Genomic DNA, 16579 nt, shown 5'->3' on the forward strand with positions numbered 1-16579 from the left:
CTTCATGAAGGTTCCTCGAATTTATATCCAATACGAAAGACGGTATGTATATATTGAGCGTCGTCTTTCAGTTTTTTTCGCAGATTTTTGACATGGGTGTCAACAACTCTAGAATCTCCATAATAATCTATTCCCCAGACAAGGTTGAGCAGATGCTCCCGACTCAAAGGTAAGTTTTTGTTTTTCAGAAAATGAATCAGTATATCGTACTCCTTATAAGACAACTCAATCATTTGTCCGTTAACTTCGACTGTGCGTTTATTTTCATTAACGATAGTGTTACCGAAACAAAACAGGAAATTTTCCTGACCGACGGTTTGTTCTACTCGCTTCATTAACGTTTCAGCACGAGCCACTAGCACTCTGGGACTGAATGGTTTGGTAACGTAATCGTCTGCTCCCAATTCAAAGCCCAGCAATTTGCTTTCCTCTTCAAATTTGGCCGTCAGAATGATGATAGGTACAGTAGAGGCAGCTCGAATTCGTTTGCATACACTCCAACCGTCGATTCGGGGAATCATCAGATCTAGTATGACTAGATTTGTGGGCCTGGTTTTAAATAAGTCCATTGCCTCCTCACCATTGGCCGCCTCCACAACCTCCCATGATGATTTTACGAAATAATCGTTGACCAGTTCGCGAATGGATTCTTCATCCTCGACCAGCAATACAGAACGTCTCACTAAATTTCCTCCTATTTAACACATGAATTACACAACTGTTTAGTATTATAGCAAAAGTGATAATTATCTAAATTTTGTACATTTAAGATGAATTAATTAATAAATTTATAATACATATAATTCTATTTTATTTAGTAAAGAGAGGAATCAAATAATACTCATGCCTATTGTTACCGACAAAGGGTCACCCTTTTTAAACAGCTGAGAGGCAAGGTGTAGTAAAGTTGTTCCTTTTGGCAATCTTAAGACAGGTACTATTATAAATTATTATTTTAATAATTCCTATTATTTCTTTATAAAGAAAATAAAGGTTTACTAATTTATGAGATAGTAGTATTATTATGGAAGACAAATCATTAACTAAAAAACAATTAAAGGAGAGTTATTCTTGAAGAAAAAATTGCTTGGTCTAGCTATTTGCACAATGATGCTTAGTCTCCCTCTTAATGCTTTTGCAGCAGAGGATATCTTGGACACTAACAATACCATTATTACGAGTGAACCTGGGTCTGTTGTAGATACAGGACAAAGTTCTGATGGTTTTGATGATTTTGTTATTACGCCGTTTGGTGCAAGTGATCGTTATTATTTCGATGATCCATCGCCAGTACCTACCAGTGACAAAGGGAAATTATATTCGCATGCAGAAAGACAAAAATTTGGCGAACAGAGTGGTAATGTAAAAACGTATCGCTATTATATCTATTCCAAATATGAGGGTAATGCGACAGTGGAAAGTATTTCTTCTGAATGGTACACCACAGCAAAATTAAGAAGTTCTGCTACAATGACATTGAACACATCTTTGGGTACACAGGGGAGTTCAATTTCTGCCGGAATTTCATCTACATGGCAAAATGTGAAGTCTCCAACAAAAACATGGACGAACTCCAATGGTTCCAAGACTACATATGAGCAGTCCAATTTCGCGGTTTCTCCTGTATCCGATTTATATAGCGATGATGTGAGTATTGTCCATACTTCGAAATTGAAATTGAAAGGTGATGCGAGACCATATAGCTTGCAATCAGGAGTATAATATACTTATTTAGGTAGGAAATCTGGTTAATGATATGTCTGAATGATTTTAGGAACTGATAAATCTACGTCCTGTCGTTGTAAAACAGGGCGTAGATTTTATTCGTATAAGCCGAGGTTAAATCGGGAGGGAATATGAAGAAAATAGGAGCATTTTTGTGTGTTATCTTTTTAATGATCGTCATTACAGCTTGCAATAAAGGAAATGATATGGAGGCTAATCCATACAAGGACGAAGTGAACAAAGAAAATGAGATTTTCCTTTTTAATATAACCAAACAGCAAATGGGTAGATACAACAAGGATTCATTACAATGGAGAGCACTATATGAGCAGGATAATTTGTTTCAGTATGTGTTTGGCCATACTAGCAAATTTGTTGTAAGTGGTCATAGCGTTGAGAATGAGTTTGTATTGTTTGATGTTAGCGACGATCAAAAAAAGATCACAAAGATTTTTGATATGAAAAATAATAAGGATGCTTTTTTTCCACTTGCTGATGATGGACAAAAGTATTATTACGTTTTATATGAGAATGAAAAAGATACAGATTCGATAAACAGAAGCGTATTTACATTTGATGAAAATAACGAAATTCAAATTTTATTCAACACGAATGAAAAAATCACTTCAGGCACTATCGTTAATTCAACACTTTACTATACAGTATACGAACCTGGAAAAGACAGTTACACGGTGTATTCCTTTCCATTGAATGGAACGGATAAGCAAGTAAGTGTAGTTAAGCAGGGCCAACCAACCAGGGAATTATACAATTTCCATAACAAGCTCTTTTTTTCAAACGAGAATAAAATTTTTAATGACACCCGTTCGTTTGATAAAAAGGATGAAAACTTTTTTGTAAACAATTTACTTGTCCAGATATATTCTGATACCAATCAAGACCTGATCTGCACTGTAATGGATACGGAAAATAATGAAATGCTAGGGCGCTACAAATATCCTATCAATTTCGAAGTCAAAAACAATACACTATATATTTACTGTGAAGGCGGGATATATACTTTGGAGATTGGGGGTTAAGTGGTTGACTATTTCCTTAAAGTCCATACATCTTAAGTATGGAGAAAGACTTGTACTATGTGAGCTTAACTATCAATTTAACAAGGGTGTTTATTTAATTAGTGGGGAAAGTGGCAGTGGAAAAACAACATTATTAAATCTAATTAAAGGTTATGTGCAACCGGATAAAGGCGAAATTGAGAGAGGTAATTCGACTATTTCTTATATGATGCAAGAAACGATGTTATTTTCCAATTTAACCGTGTCTGAGAATTTCATGATGAAATATGCTCTTCATCATGCGTTGGAAGATGAAAAGTATAAATCAATTCTATCAAATGATATGACTAACATCGGATTGCCAATTAACTTGTTGAATACTAAGGTGTCCTCCCTTTCTGGAGGGCAAAAACGAAAGTTAGAGTTGTTGTTGATTTCCTGTGATCCATCAGAAATCATCTTACTTGATGAACCTGTTGCCAATCTGGACAAAGCAAGTATTCAACAGATTGTTGCTTATGTTGAAAGTCATTGGTCGGACGAGAGAACGGTAATTATATCCAGTCATAGTGAAATGAATTTTGAGGGTCCAGTAAATAGGTTGCTTCTGGATCAGGGAACGTTAAGAAGTATTTAATTGACTTTAATTACGGATCAATTAAGTGTATGGAACAAATGGAGGAAACCTATGAATCCAATTCAAATTCATAAATATATTATTAAAAAATCAAAAAAAACATATTATAGGATGGTAGTAATAGTTTCTTTGATTTTTATTATTATTTCATCTTATGCTTTTTTTTACATGTTTAATCAATTGGCGAATAAAGAAAATTTCTATAATAACACCAATGCTCATCTTATTAGAATTGAAGGAAAGATGAGCAATAATATTTTAGGCAAACTAAGCAGCGAAGATGTTGAACAAACAGAATACATGTTAAGGGATCGCGGAGAGCGGTATAAGCTATCCAAAATATTTAAATTATCAAGCGGAATTATGAATGCCTCAGACAACAAAGGAATGATCCTGTATGGCCTTGATGAAACATTCTCAAACATGCTTAACCAGCATTTTGAGATGAAAGACAACGTTTTATATTCCGAGACGGGATTGGGAGAATTGTCAATAATTATTCCCCATATTCAGTTTACAGAACAAGGGGACATCCAATCTAATTCTTTTGATGAGAAAACATTCCAACTGAAAAATATTTATGACGCAGTTGATAAATCCAATATGGCTTATTTCTTTTCACGTAAGGTCAATGATCTTCCTATGGTGTTTGCTACACAAGATACCCTAGTGGATATTCTGAATATCATGTTTAAAGACAACATGAAAGAAACCGATAACGGAGAATTACACTCATATAATAGTATTTATGATTTCATCGACGTAGAGGAAGTGTTGATCTATATAGATGATATCCAATCATTAGGTGAACTCGTTGAACAGTTTCGAAGTTCCGACTTTCTTGTCTCATATGCATTTGACTCCTTTGAAAGTTTAAGCACAGATTTATGGAAATCTAACATGCTCTACAATATTATTTTGGTGTTGCTTGTAATGATTAGCATGATTTATATCGCGCTAACCTATCGTAATTACTTGAAATCACAGCAAAAAGATTTCGGCATATTTAAAATATTCGGATATTCCGATCAAAGTATTTGCAGAATATATAATCAAGTGTTATTTAAGCTTTTTGGGAGTGTATTCGTTATAGCTTTCATATTCAATTTGATCATATGTTTCAACAGATGGGGTACGTTTATGTTAATTTTTGCTCTTGAATCTTTAATGTTGTTGTTCATTGTATGGTTCATCAGTCAATACCAGATAAGAAGGGTTATCAATAAAGGAGTTTTATTCCTGGTTAAGGATGATAAGGAGTTCGAATGATCCTACTCAAGAATATTTGAGAAGTAAGAAAGCAAATTAAGTCTGAAATAAGCTGCATCCTATCTAAAGGATCACTACAAGAAAGACTAGATTGTTATAGTTTTTTTTGTATAGAAACATAGTCCCATTCGAAGTCGCTATTCTAGCGACTTTTTATTTTATTGGTACAAGTTCTTGTACCAAGCCAGGAACAAGAACTTGTACCGATTGCCGAAATGGACAAGAACATGTTCCCATTACCGATTAGGTATGTAACTAATCGGTTTTAGTCTCTTAATTTAGCTTAACGTGCAGGGGGCCCATCGATAAAATAAATGTGATTGAGCGAATAAGGGGAAATCAGTATGAATTGAAAAGGTGAAATTCGCCTAAAGTAATAGTTGCCACGATTTTATTGTCATATTGCAGAAATTTGTAGTTAGCTTACGCTGAGATTGAGGAATATAAGCAAAGTGTGAGGAGTGCGAATTGATGAGCAAGATATCAAAAGGATGGTAATGTTAAAATAAATTTGTCTTAAATTCTTACTGGGGGCGGTTATTTTGATAAGAAAAACACAAACGGATAGTAATGACCTGAATGAAAATTTTCGCTCTCTTCTTGAGCGTACTCAGGTTCATGCTGTAGATTTTCTCAACAAATTGGACAGCCAGTCTGTCGGTGCAACTACAGACACAGATACATTACGTCGTCGATTGGGCCTTCCACTTGGCAATGATGGCATTCCCGCCGAACGGGTGATTGACGAGTTGGTGGCTGCCACGGAAGGAGGACATTTGGGCTCTGCAGGGGGCCGTTTTTTTGCATGGGTGATTGGTGGTGCACTACCATCAGCACTTGCAGCCGATTGGCTTACTTCCACCTGGGACAATAACGCAGCTCTATATGCATGCGGGCCTGCCGCTTCTGTAGTGGAAGAGATTGCCGGAGCATGGGTCAAGGAGGTACTCGATTTGCCTAGCACAGCTTCGTTCGCATTTACCACCGGCTGCCAGATGGCGCACTTTACTTGTCTCGCCGCAGCACGTCATGCGCTCCTTCGAGATAGGGGGTGGAATGTGGAGCTGGACGGGTTGAACGGAGCACCCTCAATCCGTATTCTAGCGTCTGAACAGCGTCATGGAAGTATCGAACGAGCTCTGCGCTTTCTAGGTATCGGAACAGCTGCCTTGGTTCCTCTCACTACCGACGAAGACGCGCGTGTCACAGCAGATGTGCTGTCCACAGCACTTAAGGCTTCTGACAGCCCAACGATTGTTATTCTTGACGCAGCGGATCTTAACGTAGCCGCAATCGATCCGTTCAGCGAACTTATCCCTATCGCGCGAGCAGCTGGGGCATGGGTGCATATCGACGGTGCATTTGGACTTTGGGCGCGAGCAAGTGGACAACATCGAAGCAAACTGGCAGGAATCGAACTGGCGCATTCATGGGCGACGGATGCGCATAAGTGGCTTAATACACCGAAGGACAATGGGATAGCCCTAATTACTGATTCCGATGCACATCGCGCTGCAATGGGGATTAGCGCAGTCTATCTGACCCATGATGAGGAAACACGCGACCAAATTAACTGGACGCCAGATTGGACTCGACGCGCACGAGGCTTTGCGGTGTATGCAGCGTTGCGTGAACTTGGTAGAGCTGGCGTGGCTGATCTCATTGAGCGGAGTTGTAATCATGCCGCAGCACTCGCGAGCGGTATTGCAGCGTTGCATGGAGCCGAGATGGTTTTTGCACCCACGCTGAACCAAGCACTGGTCAGGTTCCTCTCTCCAGAAATCAATGCTACAGAAGAAGATCATGACGCTCGCACCACCTCAGTGATTGCCGCTATCAACGCGGAAGGAACGGCATTTTTCAGCGGCACAGTTTGGAGAGGGCGGAGTGCAATGCGAATCAGCGTTGTCAACTGGCGCACGTCGGACACCGATGTGCATGCGACAGTAGCCGCAGTCGCGCGCGTGCTCGCCAGTATGGACCTTAATTAGAATTTTTGTGGGGCAAGACAAGCAGTCAATAGTAGGTTTGTAACTGGAGAATGGGACCCGTATAAATGAGTTAATTTATACAAATTAGTTTATGTTTTTTTAACCTTGATGGGCTAATTGCCTTCAAGGTTCTTTTATTAAGGTATAGTTCATAACAAGACATTTTTCCTGTGAGAAATGTATAATTAATCAAAGAAATTGTTATAGTGATAGCATCATCCCAGAACAATAAAGACGAATAACTTGAGATGAACATTTGTCGAGGGACAAGAACATAGTCCGATTTCCGATTAGATGTATATCTAAATATAGGTAGTGGAGCTCTTTTGAGTGACTAGACGCTAAAGGCTGAATTATGATCACGATACGAGCTTCAATGCACGCAAGTATTTCTACTGGAACCTGTAATCCCAATTGAAATGTGTATAATAGATAATTGTACATTTATTCGTTAAGACTTGTGCTTTGTTTGCATTGCCAGAGACGAAGCTATTTTCACCTTATATTGTGAGCGTATTTAATAGGATGTTCCTGAGCAGTTTTATTTGGAACTGGTGGTGCTCCGTTACTTCTATAAAAATGGGAGAAGGGGAGCATAACAAAGAGGAAGACTTGCTTGGTTGTCGTTTTTCTATGATACTCATGGCATCCATGCTAATAACAACTGTGTTTCTTCTGTTTAATGCACCATTCTTAAGACTATTTGGTGCCAGTAATGAGATTTTATCATTCGCTAATGAATTTTTAAACATTTAGCTTTTTGGAACTTTAGGTGTACTCATTTCTCTGGGATTAGATTGGTTAATTGCAGCACAAGGATATGCAAAACAGCTATTCACGGTATTTGTCGCTGCGGTTGTGAACATTATCCTCGACACCATTTTTATTTATGGTATGAAGTTGGGCATAGTGATTTTATAGCGCAGCTACCCATTAGTCTGTTCATCAACGATCTAGAGCTTATTGTACTGAAGGCTAGACTAATGAGAGGGGCCAAAAGCTTTCTGCCCCGAAAAAATCGACGGACGTCCAAATTATTTAATGGCTTAAATAATCCGTGTTTTAAGCAGACGAAGGTAGCTCTGTTCATGGAACAACTATTAAACTCTAGATAGGATTACATAGAATGGTGAACCAACTAAAATTAGGTAGTGATCTAAGTGCTAACAGATTAGAAAAGTAACACAAAGCAAAGGTACCTGGTTGCGTACCTTTGCTTTAACTTAAGAGAACGGTGTCGTAAAAGTTACCATTGTATCATTCTCGATGAGTGCTTGTTAGCAGACCTATCATCTATTAAGTTCTTTTATGTGGATCATGATTGAAGCGCTGCACAAGCGAGAATCTCGTCGGTAGTACGGATTCGGCCGATACGTGGAAAGATGACTTTGCTGACGTGCTCATGTTCTGCCTCGCTGAATCCGGTCATTGCGTCTATTGCAAAAATCACCTGATACCCATGAGCAAATGCTTCTCGCGCCGTTGTATCTACCCCGATCCCTGAAGCAATTCCACAGAGTATGATCGTAGTAATGCCTCTCCGGCGTAACTGCTGATCCAGATCCGTCCCGTAAAATGCACCCCACTGACGCTTAGTAATTAGATGGTCGTTAGTAGTGACTCCAATTTCAGGTACAATTTCATCCCATCCAGGTACCAGATTGATCGCTGGCGGTTCTTGATCCAGCAACGGATGGGGCATATCTTTGAAATCTTTCGAAGAAACACGTACGAGTCCAACGAAGGCACCAACCTCACGGAAAGTTTGAACCATGGCAGCGGCACGTTCGACAACTTGTTCTGCTGAATGAGGGGCGTACTGGTTTCCGATCCATTTCTGCAAGTCGATTACGATTAATGCCGTTTTAGAAAATTGATATAAATGCTCTTTCATGTTAATCACACTCCAATTTCAATTTGATCATCCTTAATAGTAAGTTCATAAAATTGAACTTTTATTCATTGACTTGGTGTTCATAATTTTGTACTATAGGTTCAAAGTTGTCAAGAGGGGATGCTTGAGCATGAGCGTAACGAAGCAAGATATTATTTATTCGGCTTCTAAAATGTTTAAAGAAAAAGGTTACCTGGGAACATCCATTCAGGAAATCGCCCAGGACTGTTCCATAGCAAAGGGCTCCGTTTACAAATATTTCCCTTCTAAAGAGGATTTGTTGTGTGAGGTTTTCGACCATTGCCAAATGGCTTATTTTGATCGGGCTGAACGTTTGAAAGATATCGGAAAGGGAAGCCCTCAGGAGAGACTAGTGGATCAGATTGTATTTCGTTTTCAGTATTTCATGGAATATCGTCATATTATGGTGGATTTCATTGATCTGCCAATTACGCAGTACGAAACATTCAGCAAATTGAGGAATCACGTTCGCGAGCGAATGATGGAGTGGCACAGATCATGGCTTATAGAAGTTTACGGCCCTAGAATTAAGCCGTTTCTCTGGGATTTGGTCTTTATTTATCGGTCTTTTATTAAAGATTATCTGCAGCGCGTCATCTCCGAAGAGAATTTATTGTCCATTGAGGATACAGCTTGGTTTATCGTTGATAAAATGGATGCGTTAGTCAACCACATGTCCAAGTTAGGTTCGAATGGGCTGCTCGGGCAAAGCGCATATGATACATTTATTCATTCAGGCTCAAATGACTGGAATAGAGAAAAAAAACGGATCACCGAAGAGTTGCTCAGCAGAGTGATTGCTATCATTGATGTCTGGAAGGGGGGGGCTGAACGCCGTAAGGAATTGCAGGAGATTTTACAATTGTTGAATAGCGAAATTGCTCAGACTAATCCAAAGAGGTCGGTTATTCAAGCGTTGTGTGCTTACCTAGAACAAGAGAAAGAACTAAGGAGTTCAGTTATTCAGTTAAAGCATACCGTCCTATCCTAGGTAAGGAATATTGGTGTTGGTTAGAGAAATGTGATTGTTCCAATGATGATAACTATAGCGGTATATTTAAATAAGGTTGCACAATTGTTGCTTTAATAATTGGATTTGAAGAATAATAACATTGGAACCATGTAAATTCAATATTGCCCGTAAATTCATTCAACTAACGGGCAGTTTTGCTGAATAGATCTGCCGAGTAGTGGAGCATCTGGCCTCTCACGGTTGGTTGCGGACAAGAAAGATAAAAATCATAAGGTAAAGGAGAAATCTGGCAGATACGATTGCGATCAAAAACTACCCATGACGCACATGCGTTATGGGTAGTTTTTGATCATTTCCATACGTTCAGGAGGGGGCCACGTGAAATAGCGATGTCCTAATCACTTCGTTGGACAGACAGAGTTTTGTGTAAAAATGGCCACCGCCCGGAACGGCCTTTCTTCATATACATTTCCGAACTGACTTACTTGACCGGCCCCATCCAGGTTGAGATCGTCTTCTGCTGGTGCGGCAACGGCGGTTTCAACTTCCCGTTATCGACCAAATGCTTCAAAATATAAGCGACAAGCCGGCCTCCGCCGGTGTTGCCTCTCACCATGTAAGCAAGCTGTGGCTCCAAATGCTTCGGCTGATTTTGCAGGAACAGCTTGAGCATTTTGTCGTAGAGCTTGCCGACAGCAGGCGCATACAGAGCGGACAAATCCGGCATTGCCTTGTTCAACCGATCCAACGTTTGCGGAGAGTCGATCCAAACCGCATTGAACTTGTATCCCTCCTCCGTCTTGCGGATGTACCCCTTCTCCAGCAGGAACGAATATTGCTCGCTGTTCTCTTCGTTGTCGGGCAGTTCCCCTTGTTGGAACGCATGACAAATCTCGACATTTCGGTATTCCAGGAAACGCCAATCCATCTGGCGGTCACTCCAGTACGTATTGAATTGCCACAAGTATAAGGGAGTGTCTTCGACGTAGCGGAGCGACGGACCGAAGGTGACGTAACTACTCAAATCAAAACCCGGATCGGCATCGTGGCTCCGGTTTAACGCCGCATAGGCAATATACTGACCTCCGTCCTTTCGCATTGGTGCGACCGCATCGAAGTTTTCGCCCGCCGGCATGCTCCGCCAAGATTGCTCCTCGACGTTCTTGGGCAGCAAGGTCCAGAGCAGGAAGTTATAGTCGCCGTCCGGAATGTACACTCCGCTATCCTCGACTTGCCGGCGAACTTCAATTAACGAGTCAAAATGAACATCGGCCACTTCGGCGGCGCAATCTTGCCAAAATTGATGACCGGCTACGGCCAACTCGAAGAGGTCCCAGACGATGGTATTGCTTTGATATTTGCCGGGAGAGGTTTGGATGAGAAAATTGTATTCTGCCAGGTGCCGGACTTCGCCATCCAGCAAAGACGGCGGCATTCCGAGCTCCTCCGCGATTTGATGTACGGTACGCGCCTTGTGATAAGCCGCGTAAACGATATTTTGCGCCAAGGCGCGTCCAAGAAAATCGTTGGTTTCGCCCAGTCTGCCGGCCGAACCGGAATGGCCCATTTCCCCCATGCTGACCGGATTGACACTTAAAGTTCCTGTTGCACGCATACGTTTCATCCCTTTCCGTAACTTCTTTTTAGCCTCGCTCAAATGCCACTTCACTGTGTTGACAGGAATTTTCAGAGCAATCGCGATATCGCCGATTTTAAGCTCTTCGTAGTAATGCATGACCACGATCCGGCGATGAATGTCGGACAGAAACGCGACTTCTCGGCGGAGCTCGCGGTAAGCTTCGGTTACCAGCAGCCGGTCAAGCGGCTCCCGGGAAGGGGCAGCAGACAGTTCGGACATGCCGTTGATTTCGAACGCTTGGGGAGCGTGCGTACGCTTTTTCAACCAATTCACCCAAGTGTATCGGGCAACCGTCCAGACGTAAGCGTCAAGGTTTCTAATGTCCCGCACCCCAGAGAAGGATTTCAACAACTGCAGCATTATCTCCTGAGCCAGATCCTCCGCCTCGGCCCGCTGCTTGACCCGGTTTAAGGCAAAACCGAAAATCGGTTTGACATAGCTCCGAATCGCTTCCGCCGCTTCTTTTCCGTTTTTACTAATTGAATCCATCTTTTGCCTCCATAGTTGCATCTGTAATTCCTGACAATTATATAGTGTGCCAGGCGAAATAAAGGTTGGGATTATTTTAAAAAACATTTGGACGTCCTACCGGATCAATCATACACGTATAATTACAAACATCATGAGTAGGTCATTTAAATGGTTAAAGAGACGTTATGAATTTTTTGTTAAACAAGATGAAGATTACTTTAGATGTAAAGGTCTCACTTTTAGTATATAAATATACTTCTTTTCCGTTCAACTATGGGAGGATACAAACTAGGAGCACGAGCCGAAGTTCTTGTTCGGGTACTTGGGGTACTCCTTCGTTCCGTGGTTAACCAGGAGTGGTCTGGATTAATTATTCAAATGCATAATAGAGGCTCATTAAACTAACGGGAAACGATAGCTCATACAACAAACAAAGCAGCTGACCAAAATGATCGGCTGCTTTTATTTCAAAATAACAGGAAGATTATTTTTTAATCAAGTTAAAATTTGCACTTATTCTCAAGAGGTACATATCATATTATTGTAGACATTGGGTCTACTTCTGTAGGAAAAGGTTAGCCCGCCGATTCACTCCCGGCGGGCTTTATTATTGTACAGCTATTCGGCACAACAGACTCAACGGAACTCAGATATACGATAGGTCAATGACCGGGAACCATCCGTGAGATAACTCTACTTCATACCTATGTATCGGGGCAGCTACACGTTCACCATTTTTCAGTATCTCTTCAGCAAACAACGCCCTTCTTTGATAACACGTTCATATATCCTCCAGGTGAAACAAAATGGAACGGTTTACCTTCTGATTCGCCCGATCGCTATCCGGCGTGTTGTCCATGTTGGATGGAACATAATAATACCTAGAGGAGAATTGAGATTTAATGCGTAAGGAAATGCATTTTATCGTAAACTGATGTTCACATGCACTTTAAATGCTAGTATAATAAAATTAGGAAAATAAAACATTTTATAGTTGAATCTTTTCCTTAACAGACCTTATCGATTCGTTCAACATTTGGGTGAATATAATGTTTTAAAGTAGGAAATAATTATTGTTATAGGAAGGGCGAGGATAATATGTTTAAAAAAATATATTTAATAGCCATTGCAGTGATTATTATTTCAGGAGTGGCATTAATATCGAATTCAAAAGCAGACACCTATTCAGAAATGGAAACCGTAAATAAGACAGATGAAAATCCTGTTAACACTAATTTTTCAACAAATAACGTGAAATCCGTAGAATCCGAAGAATCAGTAAAAAACGTAGAATCCGTAGAATCAAAAATCGCAAAAGGGTATTATAGTCAACTATATACACCTCATGGCATGTTCGTGCGAGCAGATGAAAAAAGTATCTTTAAGGAATCGGAGATAGCAAGAAATTTAGATCAAATCGGGCCTAATACGAATCAACTAATTTTTGAAGGCGAGTTTTTTTAAAAAGTAGATGAAGCAGAATTTCTTAAAAATTATCCCAATTCGTTGCTCTTAAATAAAACCTTAAATGATGAAAACCCGACTGATACTGATGTTCCATCAAGTTCATCAAAATAGTAATTTCACTTCATAAATAAGGAGCCATTGTTTTCGACAATGGCTCCTTCTTGGCCTTCTTGTTTTACTTAATCATTGATTGATCCATATCCACTAGCAGTTGTAGTTCCAATACTTTTTATTTGCAAAGCATAAGTACCCGCTTGAACATTGGAAAAAGTTATTGTTTTAGTAGCACTTGAATAGTTACCAGCGATTGGTATGCTATTTTTTTCAGAAGCTCTCAAAGTATACTCGATAGATACAGTCCCGCTACCATTAGTGGGATACTGGGCAAGCTTTATCGTTATATCTCCGTAAGAGTAGTGGTTGAACCATTCTTTAGTTGTATAGTCATCAGATGAAAGAGGCCCAAAGGAATAGTTTTGCAACCGCTGAAGGTCCTCTTAAGTACCTTAAAGGAATTAGTGGTTCTCGAATGCTTGCTCAAGATTTGATTTCCGAGGTCATCCCTACGAAGTGAAGTAGATTAGGAGTGAGTTGGTGTATCTTATACGATTGAAACCAAACCACAATGAGTCTTTGTTGAGTTACTTGAGTAGAACTGCTGAAGCGAACGAGTTTTCTTTGATTGATGTGATCAAGGATGTGAAAAGTAAAAAGTACACCTTACGAATCGATCGACTGTATCTTATAGATCATCACCCTCATGTGAAGCAGGAGTTAGGTTAGAAGAATAGTAGGCGTTGGGATTTATTCCTGAAGATAATGAACTGGTAAGAGTAAAGGCCCAAGCATTGCTAATATCGCAATTTACTTGGACCTAAAATTAAGATTTACTATACTCAATAGAATTATTTTTTATTTTGTGGGACAAGTTTCTCGTAGGCTTCGGTATCGAAAGTGTCAGCTTGAATAAGCCACTTATCATTTTTATTTACTAATGACAGTCTTCCTTCTAATGAACAGTCTCATTACTTATAACGCAATAAGATAGAGACAATTACTAATATAAACAGTTAATAAATTGGATATATGAGTTAAATTTAAAACAATAGCAAAAGACCGCTTCTCAAAGTAAAAAGAGAGCGGTCTTTTGCTATTGGTACCTTAGGATTATCCGGTTTAATTCGTCAACAATTTTATGCATAAATATACAAATGAGGATTTGCTGTTTTTCTCAGCATTTGTGAAAAAGATGGAGATTCTATAACGTTAGCGTTAAGTTACTCTCGGTAAATATGAAAAAATGACTTGATTTATAAGGCATTATCCATGATTTTTCTCATTAATTATGACAACACACAACACTGTATTCAATTTTAAATTAGTGGTTCAATAGAACCTTCATGATCCGGAACGGAATTGGCTTGAGTAATTAAAGCAGAGAAGGTGCTATGCTTTAAAGAGGAGCATCTTCTCTGCTAAATTCATAATAATCAAAATATCTTTTATTCAAATTACTATATTGCTTAAAGGAGAATACATAATATGAAAAACTGGAAACGCATGCTCTTGTCTCTGACGATCTCCGTAGGTTTGCTCGCATCCGCAGTACCGGCTATGGCCTCTCCGCAAGAGACATCGGTAAAGGTGAATGACGAAACGGTTGAATATACGGCAGGTGCACCGATTAACGATAAAGGAACAACACTTGTGCCGCTACGCTCCACGCTGAACGCAATGGACGTGAAGCTGACGACAGCAACGGATGATACAATTACAGCCGTCGTTAACGGCAAGACGATTACGTTGAAGAGCAAGCTTACACGTATTAATGGCGTAACATACGCTCCTATCCGTATTGTAGGGGATGCAACTGGTTATGAGGTCCGTTGGGATGCTACTACACGCACAGTGCTACTGGTTTCCAAAGGTGGCAAAACAGAAACTGTTCAAACCGGTGGACGTGGCTTCATGTGGGAAGTCGAAAGCAACGGCAACACCGTGTACCTGGTAGGTTCTATGCATATTGCGGATGAAAGCTTTTATCCATTGCGTAAGGAGTTTGAAGAAGCCTTTGCCGAGGCGGATTACCTAGGCGTAGAGATCGATATCAGCAAAGCGGCTGACGAAGCGCAGCAGAAGATTGTTCTGGATCTGGGCTCGTATCAGGATGGCACAACACTGAAAGATCACATCTCCAGGGAGACGTATGCTCAGGTGGGAGACATTCTGAAGAAGAATGGATTGGAAGCGAATGCACTGGATACCTTTAAGCCTTGGGTAGTGGAGAGCACACTGGCCAGCCTGAAATCCATGAAAGCGGGCTATGAAGCTTCTTCGGGGGTTGACCTATACTTCATACAGAAGGCAATTGAGCGCAAACTTCCGGTAATCGAGTTGGAATCCTATGAATCTCAATTGGGAATGTTCAATGACTTCTCCAAGGAGCTGCAAGAGAAAACATTGAAAGCGACTTTGGACAATTTTGATGTGTTGGATGACAGCGTGAATCAAATGGCCGAAATGTGGAAGACAGGGAATGACGAACAACTGTTGGAGCTGACGAACAGCTTCTCTGATGATGAAGAATACAACAAAGCAATGCTGATCGACCGTAATGTTGGAATGGCTGATAAGATCGATGGTTACCTGAAAAACGGCAAAGGTGAAGAGTATTTCATCGTTGTTGGTGCAGCGCACTACTTGGGTGATCATGGGATTGTGAAGTTGCTGAAAGATAAAGGATATACAGTGGTACGAAAATAATATAATTATAGCTCCTTATATGGGAGTTTGGTATTCTCTCCACATGATAGACAATAGTGAAAAAAGAGATCGTATAAAATCCCTCTCAAGCACTGGCACTGGAAGCTTGAGGGGATTTTTGTATGCCTGCGAAGAAGCAAGTAGTCGTCTATACGTGAGTGAATGAAGGCTTGATATTAATTACGGTAAGAAACCCCCGTGCATTGATTCCCGTTTTTTTTTACTGTCAAATGTCGATTCAGGACTTTAGATTCAATCTCAGAAATGTCTATTTACAAATATTAGAAAAGCATTTAAAATAAATGTAAGCGTTTTAAAAGTTAAAGCGCTTTAACTTTAAGGCGGAGGTGATTGTGTCTCGCGAGTATCGAATCATGGTTTCTCCATCAAGATGCTGCATTGAATTTTAGGCTTAAAGGTTATGTCATGGATCAAAACCCATTTGGACCTAAAAGGAGCGTAAATTTATGAGAAAAAATAGGGGATTTTCGGTTAGCAGCAAGGCTGTTATGATGTGTTGTCTCGCTTTTCTTCTGATTCCGGCGAGCTTTGCTTTCGCCGCTCCAAACAAGCCGTTTCCGCAGCAAACGACATATACCAGCGGCTCGATCAAGCCTAACCATGTTACGCAAAGTGCGATGGATAGCTCCGTGAAAGCGAAATGGGACAGCTGGAAATCGGCTTATCTGAAAACGGCGGGCACAGGCAAG

The 16579-nt window shown here is 40.3% G+C and carries 12 protein-coding genes and 1 pseudogene; 9 read left to right on the plus strand and 4 right to left on the minus strand.

Going from position 1 to position 16579, the window contains the following annotated elements; translation table 11 throughout:
* Nucleotides 1-2: 2 nt before the first annotated feature.
* On the minus strand, nt 3-683 hold the full coding sequence (locus A6049_RS29015) for a response regulator transcription factor (protein WP_063567909.1): 681 nt from the start codon (nt 681-683) through the stop codon (nt 3-5).
* Nucleotides 684-1071: 388 nt separating this feature from the next.
* Between A6049_RS29015 and A6049_RS29020 the strand changes: the two genes are divergently transcribed.
* From A6049_RS29020 to A6049_RS29040, 5 genes are all read left to right on the plus strand, one after another.
* Complete coding sequence (locus tag A6049_RS29020; RefSeq protein WP_063567910.1) at nt 1072-1722, plus strand: hypothetical protein; 651 nt, start codon at nt 1072-1074, stop codon at nt 1720-1722.
* Between the two features lie 134 nt (nt 1723-1856).
* On the plus strand, nt 1857-2765 hold the full coding sequence (locus A6049_RS29025) for a hypothetical protein (protein WP_063567911.1): 909 nt from the start codon (nt 1857-1859) through the stop codon (nt 2763-2765).
* Between the two features lie 4 nt (nt 2766-2769).
* Nucleotides 2770-3381 (plus strand): ABC transporter ATP-binding protein, encoded by a 612-nt coding sequence (locus A6049_RS29030; protein WP_063567912.1) that lies wholly within the window; start codon nt 2770-2772, stop codon nt 3379-3381.
* A gap of 51 nt (nt 3382-3432) precedes the next feature.
* Entirely contained in the window at nt 3433-4650 is a 1218-nt protein-coding gene (locus tag A6049_RS29035; RefSeq protein WP_063567913.1) for an ABC transporter permease family protein, read from the plus strand.
* 542 nt (nt 4651-5192) lie between these two features.
* Nucleotides 5193-6641 carry a pyridoxal phosphate-dependent decarboxylase family protein gene (locus A6049_RS29040; RefSeq protein WP_205412054.1) on the plus strand — a complete coding sequence of 483 codons (1449 nt, stop codon included), beginning with the start codon at nt 5193-5195 and terminating at the stop codon, nt 6639-6641.
* Between the two features lie 1315 nt (nt 6642-7956).
* Here A6049_RS29040 and A6049_RS29045 read toward each other — a convergent pair.
* Nucleotides 7957-8535, minus strand: coding sequence for an isochorismatase family protein (locus A6049_RS29045; RefSeq protein WP_063567914.1), 579 nt, complete (start codon nt 8533-8535; stop codon nt 7957-7959).
* Nucleotides 8536-8665: 130 nt separating this feature from the next.
* Between A6049_RS29045 and A6049_RS29050 the strand changes: the two genes are divergently transcribed.
* Nucleotides 8666-9547 carry a TetR/AcrR family transcriptional regulator gene (locus tag A6049_RS29050; protein WP_063567915.1) on the plus strand — a complete coding sequence of 294 codons (882 nt, stop codon included), beginning with the start codon at nt 8666-8668 and terminating at the stop codon, nt 9545-9547.
* Nucleotides 9548-10010: 463 nt separating this feature from the next.
* Here A6049_RS29050 and A6049_RS29055 read toward each other — a convergent pair whose 3' ends face one another.
* Complete coding sequence (locus A6049_RS29055) at nt 10011-11657, minus strand: RNA polymerase sigma factor (RefSeq protein WP_063567916.1); 1647 nt, start codon at nt 11655-11657, stop codon at nt 10011-10013.
* A gap of 1080 nt (nt 11658-12737) precedes the next feature.
* Here A6049_RS29055 and A6049_RS29060 point away from each other — a divergent pair.
* On the plus strand, nt 12738-13103 hold the full coding sequence (locus tag A6049_RS29060; protein ID WP_063567917.1) for a hypothetical protein: 366 nt from the start codon (nt 12738-12740) through the stop codon (nt 13101-13103).
* A 182-nt stretch (nt 13104-13285) separates the two neighbouring features.
* Here A6049_RS29060 and A6049_RS29065 read toward each other — a convergent pair whose 3' ends face one another.
* Nucleotides 13286-13588 carry a hypothetical protein gene (locus A6049_RS29065; RefSeq protein ID WP_063567918.1) on the minus strand — a complete coding sequence of 101 codons (303 nt, stop codon included), beginning with the start codon at nt 13586-13588 and terminating at the stop codon, nt 13286-13288.
* 1060 nt (nt 13589-14648) lie between these two features.
* Between A6049_RS29065 and A6049_RS29075 the strand changes: the two genes are divergently transcribed.
* Together A6049_RS29075 and A6049_RS29080 are read left to right on the plus strand one after the other, a co-directional pair.
* On the plus strand, nt 14649-15869 hold the full coding sequence (locus A6049_RS29075; protein ID WP_063567920.1) for a TraB/GumN family protein: 1221 nt from the start codon (nt 14649-14651) through the stop codon (nt 15867-15869).
* Between the two features lie 467 nt (nt 15870-16336).
* Nucleotides 16337-16579, plus strand: a pseudogene (locus A6049_RS29080) (glycosyl hydrolase family 8); the annotation flags it as partial.

The organism is Paenibacillus sp. O199 (assembly GCF_001636635.1).
Classification (GTDB): domain Bacteria; phylum Bacillota; class Bacilli; order Paenibacillales; family Paenibacillaceae; genus Paenibacillus; species Paenibacillus marchantiae.

Excerpts from the sequence above, each read along its gene's own strand:
- A6049_RS29025 (WP_063567911.1), top strand. The coding sequence starts at position 1,857 with ATGAAGAAAATAGGAGCATTTTTGTGTGTTATCTTTTTAATGATCGTC.
- A6049_RS29035 (WP_063567913.1), top strand. The coding sequence starts at position 3,433 with ATGAATCCAATTCAAATTCATAAATATATTATTAAAAAATCAAAAAAA.
- A6049_RS29045 (WP_063567914.1), bottom strand. The coding sequence starts at position 8,535 with ATGAAAGAGCATTTATATCAATTTTCTAAAACGGCATTAATCGTAATC.
- A6049_RS29050 (WP_063567915.1), top strand. The coding sequence starts at position 8,666 with ATGAGCGTAACGAAGCAAGATATTATTTATTCGGCTTCTAAAATGTTT.
- A6049_RS29055 (WP_063567916.1), bottom strand. The coding sequence starts at position 11,657 with ATGGATTCAATTAGTAAAAACGGAAAAGAAGCGGCGGAAGCGATTCGG.
- A6049_RS29060 (WP_063567917.1), top strand. The coding sequence starts at position 12,738 with ATGTTTAAAAAAATATATTTAATAGCCATTGCAGTGATTATTATTTCA.
- A6049_RS29075 (WP_063567920.1), top strand. The coding sequence starts at position 14,649 with ATGAAAAACTGGAAACGCATGCTCTTGTCTCTGACGATCTCCGTAGGT.